Below are 7,143 nucleotides of genomic sequence, written 5' to 3' on the forward strand. Positions count from 1 at the left end.
GTGTTATTAGAGATGTACATATAAGAATAGTGTGTGAATTTTTATATGTATGAAATAGTATGAAGTCCTTTTTCATTACAAATAATAAAGCCTAAATGCTATTTCACGAATTATAAATGTGAAAAGGAGGTTTTATCATTTGAATTCATTAAAAAATAACTTGTCTATTGTTGCTTTAGGTGGAGTAAATGAAATAGGAAAAAATATGTATGCTATCCAATATGAAAATGATATTGTCGTCATTGATTGTGGATCTAAATTTCCAGATGAAAGTTTATTAGGGATTGATTTAATAATTCCAGACGTCACATATTTGCAAGAAAATAAAGAAAAAATTCGCGGTTTAGTAGTAACGCACGGGCATGAGGACCATATTGGCGGAATACCATATTTTTTAAAACAACTAAATGTACCAATCTATGCAACAAAGTTAACGTTAGGTTTAATTGAAATTAAATTAAAGGAACACAATCTTCAAAATGATACGGAATTAATCGTTATTCATTCAGAATCAGAAATTGATTGTGGTTCTATTAAGGCAACCTTTTTTAAAACGAACCACAGTATTCCGGATTGTCTCGGTATTGTTTTTCATACACCAGAAGGTACTGTAGTACATACAGGTGATTTTAAATTTGATTTAACACCAGTAAATAATCAACATCCTGATATTCATAAAATGGCTAAAATAGGGAGTGAAGGTGTACTAGCTTTATTATCTGAAAGCACAAATGCAGAACGCCCGGGTTTTACTCCATCAGAAAGGTCAGTAGGAGAACGGATAGAGGAAATATTTATGAAAGCAAATAGAAAAGTAATTATTTCTACATTTGCTTCTAATGTAAATCGTGTTCAGCAAATAGTTGAAGCTTGCATAAAAACAAATCGAAAATTAGCTTTGCTAGGGAGAAGTATGGTAAATGTAGTAGAAGTTGCTCTAGAGAAAGGGTATTTACATATTCCAGACGGCATGTTAATTGAAGCGAGTGAGATAAATCGTTTAGATCCAAAGCAGGTAGCGATACTTTGTACAGGAAGTCAAGGAGAACCGATGGCAGCTTTAGCGCGTTTAGCGAGTGGAAACTATAGACAAGTTGATGTTTTACCAGAAGATACGGTTATTATAGCTGCGACTCCGATTCCAGGAAATGAACGTAACGTTTCAAGAATTATAGATAATTTATTTGCTTTAGGAGCAAAAGTAATTTATGGATCAGGTAGTTCTACTGGAGTCCATGTATCTGGTCATGCGTATCAAGAAGAATTGAAATTAATGCTCACTTTAATGAAACCTAAATATTTTATCCCAATTCATGGAGAGTTTAGAATGCTACATCACCATAGTTTGTTAGCAGAATCAATTGGTGTCGAAAAAGAAAATATCTTTATCGTTCGTAATGGAGATGTTGTAGATATTAGTAATGAAGTGGCCGTTCAATCTAGAAAAATACAGGCTGGAAATATATATGTAGATGGATTAGGAATTGGTGATGTTGGAAATGCCTTATTACGTGATCGAAAACAACTTTCAGAAGATGGAATGCTCGTTATAGTTATTACTTTTAATAAAGTGGATGGAGAAATTATTTCCGGTCCTGACATTATCTCTCGTGGATTTGTCTATGTTCGTGATTCAGAAGAATTTTTAAAGGAATTAAATAAATTAGCTGTTATTACAATTAATAATTTGAGGAAAGAGAATGTGAATAGCTGGGGTATTTTGAAAAAAGAAGTAAGAGAGGCTTTAGGGAAGTTTATATATACTAATACGAAAAGAAAACCGATGATCCTTCCTATAATAATAGAGGTTTAAGAGTTAATAAAAAGAATTCTCGTAGGGGAATTCTTTTTTGTTTTGAAGACAAAATGAACATATAATGAAATAAATAGAAATGGAAGGAAATAAAAGATGTTATTAAACAAACGCTTTACAATTGGAGAAATGGCAAAAATGCATAATATAGCGGAATCTACTTTACGCTATTATGATGAGAAGGGAATTTTTCATCCGTCCACTGTCGACCCGCAAACAAATTATCGCTATTACACAATCGATCAATTTTCACTATTAGATACGATTAAGTTTTTACGCCAATTAAACATTCCATTAAAGGAAATTAAAAAATATATTGATGAAAGAAATCCAGCATATGCACTCAATTTACTGGAAAAACAACAAGAGATGATGTTGAAAAAACAAAGAGAAATTGAGTATGCTTTGGCGAAAATGGAGCATAGAATTCATTTAATTAAGGAAGCAACAAAAGCAAAAGCTGAACAAATGGTAATAAAAGAGATTCCGCAGCGAAAAATAACAGCTATTGCGGTTGCCCCGAATACGACGGATGATATGTTTGAGTACTACATTCATTCGTTGCAAAAAAATATGAGGCAAATGGATGATAGCTTATTTTCTGGAGATATCGGTGTAACAGTCGCGAAAAAAGGATTAATGCAAAATGAGTTTCAAGCATATAGCAGTGTTTTTATTCTTTTGGATTACATGCCTTTTGAAGTACAGAGTTCAGATGAAATTAAAGAAGGTATGTTTGCCTGTGTATATCATCATGGGCCATATGAAGAAACTGATGAAACATATAAGAAGCTAATGAAATATATCGATCAAGAAGGATACGAAATAAGTGGAGATGCAATTGAGATTGCATTAATTGATTGGTCTGTAACAGAAGATCCTGAGGAGCAAGTAACAGAAATTCAACTTCCTATAATGAAAAAACAAAGCAATAAGTTATAGGACTCGTATAATTACAAATGAGCATCAAATGCGATAATTAAGTCACCTATTTTTTAATTCTCTATTGACCTTAAAGTTACTTGAAGGTTTAAACTAAGAAAAGAGAGTTGAAAAAAAGGAGCATATTAGAGTATGGAAGCAACAGAAAAATTAAGAGAAAAACCAATTAAAAGTTTATTTATTTCTTATTTAATACCAGCCGTCCTCGGAATGGTATTAATGTCAGTGAATATTGTAATTGATGCGGTTATGATTAGTAGAGGAGTTGGGGCGAACGGTTTAGCAGGAGTGAACGTGGCTATTCCAGCCTTTTCGATTTTCTTCTCTATTTCATTATGGATTGGAATGGGCGGGGCAACGTTATATTCCATTGCATTAGGTGAAAATAAACGAGAGAGAGCAAGGTCTATTTTTACTCAATCAATGACGGTAGCAGTTGTTATCGTAGGGATTTTAGCAGCGATTTGCTTATGGAGAATAGAAGATTTAGCATACTTATTTGGTGCAAATGAAGTGATTCTACCATATGCGTTAGACTATTTACACGTATTATTAACATTTGGAATGATATACGTTTTAGAAAATATTTTAAGTACATTTATACGAAATGATGGAAATCCTAATTTAGCAATGGCTGGTCTTGTTGTAACGGCTGTATTAAATATAGTGTTTGACTATATCTTTATTTTTATCTTTGGATGGGGCGTAACAGGTGCTGCCTCAGCGACTATTCTTTCGGCAGCGATTGGTTTCCTTGTATTATTAACCCATTTCTTTAGAAAAAGTAGTATTTTAAAGTGGACGAAATTTCATTTTGAATGGGATACTGTCAAACAAATTATGGTGATTGGTTTCCCAAGTTTTACAGCAGAAAGTACGGTTGCAATCGTAACGATTGGTTTTAATATCGCATTTGTCCAATGTGCAGGAGAAGTAGGAGTAGCTTCCTATGCGATGGTGAATAGTATTCATGCAATGACATTGCTATTATTCTTTGGTGTTGGAGCAGCATTACAGCCAATTGCTAGTTTCCATTACGGGGCAAATTTATCAGAGAGACTTCGTGAAGGATTGAAGTTTGCTGTGAAAATTGCAGTTGTCCTTGGAGGCGTTGCGATAATTGTCGGATTATTCTTCGGGAAATATATCATTGGTTTATTTGATGTTCAATCTCCAGAATTATTGGAGTTAACCTTAACAGGTATTAGTTTATTCTTTATCCAATACGTATTTTTAGGTTATAACATTGTGTATGGAGAGTACTTCCAATCAGTGCGACAAACGAAGAAATCAGTACTTATTATAATGAGCCGAGGATTACTATTTATTATTCCATTGTTATGGATTATGCCGAAACTATTTGGTATAAATGGAATTTGGCTCGTTATGCCAGTTGCAGAAGTAATGACAGCGATTATCGTATTTACGATGAATCGTATGAAACATCCTGTTCCATTAAATATGGCAGGAGAGAAAGAAGCGATATGATAAAAAATCCCCTTAAGCAATTAAGGGGATTTTCTTATTCCTTTAAACTAATAGCAAAAGATCCATCCGTTTCTTGAACAGAAGCAAAGGCAACGTTTTTAATATTTGTAATTCCTTTTTCTTTTAATTCTTTATATAACCATTTTTCATCTTTATGTATTAACTTTAAGTTATCATATTGAATTTGTGAATCGACGATAAGTGCAATTGGTAATCCAGCATACTTAACATCTATGTTTAAATCTTTTGGAGTTAATGGTACAAGTTCTCTTTTTGGTAAAATACTAATAGCGCCGTTCGCTTCTAAAATAGCGTATTCAATTTCATGAACACTTGGATATCCTGCAACGCGAAGATTAGAAAGCAGTTCTGCAATGGGGTATCTACTTTTTTGTAAGTTCTCAAAAATAATATCACCATGTTTAATTAAAATGATAGGGTGTCCGAGAATAAAACGATTTAGTTTGTTGAATAGGCTTAATTTTGTAAGGAGTAAATGTAAACATGTGATAACAACCATACCGAGAAATGCTTGTAAAGCACCAGAGACGGGTATGGCCTGGAAAGCTAAATAAGATAAAAAAATTATAGCCCCAAAATCATGAGGAGTTAGTTGCGCTAACGCGGATTTACCGAGTAACTTAAGCGATAGCAAAAATAAGATGAAAAAGAACGACACGTTACATAAAAAGAGAAGCAATAGAGACACTCCTTCGTGTAAAGTTGTACTTACTATTCCCGAAAGTAATATAAATATTACCTTTCAGAGGATAAATTAGGGTTTATTGGAATTTGTCTGTATACAAACAAATAAATGGATATTATCATGAAGGAAGTAAAAGAAAATAGGAGTATATGAATATGAGAAAGAAGAAAATAATGAAGGGCATTTTAGTTGTTATAATGATTTGCGCCGTGTATGCGGGGTTTTTACAATATCACATTTATAAGCATGGGCATATGAATGCAACATACGATGCTGATTACATAATTGTACTAGGATCGAAAGTAAATGGGACGAAACCATCTTATTCATTGCAATATCGTATTGATAAAGCAGCTGAATATTTAAAATCACATGAGAAAACAATCGCTATCGTATCTGGAGGACAAGGAAAAGGCGAAGACATTTCAGAAGCATTAGCAATGAAACAAGGACTAATAAAACAAAATATCGCAGAAGACCGCATTATAATGGAGGACAAATCTACGAGTACAGATGAGAATATTACATTCTCAAAACCGTTAATTCCAGCCGATATGAAAAAAGGTATGATCGTAACAAACGATTTTCACATGTTTAGAGCGAAAAAAATAGCGGCCAAACAAGGTTTACAATTAGAAGGTCTTCCGGCAAAAACACCGAAACCAATCATCATTCCATCGAATGTACGAGAATATTTAGCAATTACACAGTATTGGTTTATGAATCGAATATAGTGAAAGTGATCCCGTCTGAAACTCAGGCGGGATTTAGTTTGAGGAAAATCTTACAAATATGTCACGTTCGTGAAAGGTAAAGCGATAGTTTCTAGAATGATTTCCTGACATAATGAAGGTAACAAAAACTATTTAGAGGTGAATCGGATGAAAGGAAATAATATTTTATCTTCGTTATGTTACTTTAGTATCTTTTTTGCACCATTTTTACTACCAATTATCGTGTACTTTGTTGCAGAAGATGAAGTGAAGTATCACGCGAAAAAAGCATTTTGGTCACATGTTTTCCCATACGCAATCTTATTTGGAGGACTAGCAGTATCAGGCATGTACGGTTTAGGTTTCAATCAATCTGACGGTGCTGGAATTGGAATGGCTATCACATATGCAGTGTTCATTCTTGTAGGAATTTACTACTTCATTTGGAATATCGTAAAAGGTATTAAAGTTTTGAAAACGGCGTAATAAGATAATTATAATTTCATTTACCGTATCGATAAACGTTTTAAAAAAGGCAATTCAAAAAGAATTGCTCTTTTTGTGCTTATAAGTTGTGAAAATTGAAAAAGATATGTTAATTTTTCATTATGAAGAGAAAAAAGGAGTGATTTTCATGAATGAGATCATACATAAGATGGAGCAACATGTTTCAGTTCGTAAATATAAAGAAGAATCAATTCCGAAAGATGTAGTAGAAAAGATGGTGCATGCTGCGCAACATGCAGCTTCATCACATTTTGTACAGGCGTATTCTGTTATATATGTAACAGATCAGGAATTAAAGGCTAAACTAGCAGAGCTATCCGGAAATCGCCATGTGAAGGACTGTGCAGCATTTTTTGTTTGTTGTGCAGATTTAAAACGACTTGAAATTGCATGTGAAAAACATAGTACAGAGATAAAGCATGAGGGAGTAGAAGACTTTATCGTTGCGACGGTAGATGCTTCACTTTTTGCGCAAAACTTAGCACTAGCAGCAGAATCGTTAGGATACGGTATTTGTTATATTGGTGGTATTCGTAATAATCCGAGAGAAGTGAGTGAACTGCTTCATTTACCGGATAAAGTATATCCTGTATTCGGAATGACAGTCGGTGTACCAGATGAAGAACATGGAGTTAAACCACGTTTACCAGTAGCAGCAGTTCTTCATGAAAATGGATATGATGAACAAAAGTATGATGAATTACTAAACGAATATGATGAAACGATGAACGCGTATTATAAAGAAAGATCATCAAACAAGAAAAACGTAACATGGACGGAATCAATGAGTTCGTTTATGTCTAAAGAAAAAAGAATGCATATGAAAGAGTTTTTAAGTGAAAAAGGATTAAATAAGAAGTGAGTAAAGAGGCAAACCTGTGATGCAGGTTTGCCTTTTTGAGAAGGAAAAATACCTAAGGCCAGAAAGTTGTTTATTCTTTCTGAACTTAGGTATTTTGTTTGTTATCATGTAC

7 protein-coding genes are annotated in these 7,143 nt (G+C 33.5%); 6 read left to right on the top strand and 1 reads right to left on the bottom strand.

Features of this window, described 5'->3' with window-relative positions; translation table 11 throughout:
- The first annotated feature begins 139 nt into the window (after positions 1–139).
- The 3 genes from ABWK52_RS22500 to ABWK52_RS22510 all read left to right on the top strand — a co-directional run bounded on the left by ABWK52_RS22500 (position 140) and on the right by ABWK52_RS22510 (position 4,243).
- Positions 140–1,813 carry a ribonuclease J gene (locus ABWK52_RS22500; RefSeq protein ID WP_098541419.1) on the top strand — a complete coding sequence of 558 codons (1,674 nt, stop codon included), beginning with the start codon at positions 140–142 and terminating at the stop codon, positions 1,811–1,813.
- A 96-nt stretch (positions 1,814–1,909) separates the two neighbouring features.
- Positions 1,910–2,755 carry a MerR family transcriptional regulator gene (locus tag ABWK52_RS22505; RefSeq protein WP_098541421.1) on the top strand — a complete coding sequence of 282 codons (846 nt, stop codon included), beginning with the start codon at positions 1,910–1,912 and terminating at the stop codon, positions 2,753–2,755.
- Positions 2,756–2,887: 132 nt separating this feature from the next.
- A complete protein-coding gene (locus ABWK52_RS22510) occupies positions 2,888–4,243 on the top strand; it encodes an MATE family efflux transporter (RefSeq protein ID WP_098541423.1) in 1,356 nt (451 codons plus the stop codon).
- Positions 4,244–4,277: 34 nt separating this feature from the next.
- Here the strand turns inward: ABWK52_RS22510 and ABWK52_RS22515 are convergent, their stop codons facing one another.
- Positions 4,278–4,943 (bottom strand): DUF421 domain-containing protein, encoded by a 666-nt coding sequence (locus ABWK52_RS22515; RefSeq protein ID WP_000923922.1) that lies wholly within the window; start codon positions 4,941–4,943, stop codon positions 4,278–4,280.
- Positions 4,944–5,104: 161 nt separating this feature from the next.
- Between ABWK52_RS22515 and ABWK52_RS22520 the strand changes: the two genes are divergently transcribed.
- The 3 genes from ABWK52_RS22520 to nfsA all read left to right on the top strand — a co-directional run bounded on the left by ABWK52_RS22520 (position 5,105) and on the right by nfsA (position 7,031).
- Positions 5,105–5,683 (top strand): YdcF family protein, encoded by a 579-nt coding sequence (locus ABWK52_RS22520; RefSeq protein WP_001227676.1) that lies wholly within the window; start codon positions 5,105–5,107, stop codon positions 5,681–5,683.
- 147 nt (positions 5,684–5,830) lie between these two features.
- Positions 5,831–6,148 carry a DUF4870 domain-containing protein gene (locus ABWK52_RS22525; protein ID WP_000678055.1) on the top strand — a complete coding sequence of 106 codons (318 nt, stop codon included), beginning with the start codon at positions 5,831–5,833 and terminating at the stop codon, positions 6,146–6,148.
- A gap of 148 nt (positions 6,149–6,296) precedes the next feature.
- Entirely contained in the window at positions 6,297–7,031 is a 735-nt protein-coding gene (nfsA, locus tag ABWK52_RS22530) for an oxygen-insensitive NADPH nitroreductase (RefSeq protein WP_001002392.1), read from the top strand.
- Positions 7,032–7,143 lie beyond the last annotated feature (112 nt).

It is taken from the genome of Bacillus sp. AP50 (assembly GCF_040492675.1).
Lineage (GTDB): Bacteria > Bacillota > Bacilli > Bacillales > Bacillaceae_G > Bacillus_A > Bacillus_A cereus.

Excerpts from the sequence above, each read along its gene's own strand:
- ABWK52_RS22525 (WP_000678055.1), top strand. The coding sequence starts at position 5,831 with ATGAAAGGAAATAATATTTTATCTTCGTTATGTTACTTTAGTATCTTT.
- nfsA (WP_001002392.1), top strand. The coding sequence starts at position 6,297 with ATGAATGAGATCATACATAAGATGGAGCAACATGTTTCAGTTCGTAAA.
- ABWK52_RS22520 (WP_001227676.1), top strand. The coding sequence starts at position 5,105 with ATGAGAAAGAAGAAAATAATGAAGGGCATTTTAGTTGTTATAATGATT.
- ABWK52_RS22510 (WP_098541423.1), top strand. The coding sequence starts at position 2,888 with ATGGAAGCAACAGAAAAATTAAGAGAAAAACCAATTAAAAGTTTATTT.
- ABWK52_RS22505 (WP_098541421.1), top strand. The coding sequence starts at position 1,910 with ATGTTATTAAACAAACGCTTTACAATTGGAGAAATGGCAAAAATGCAT.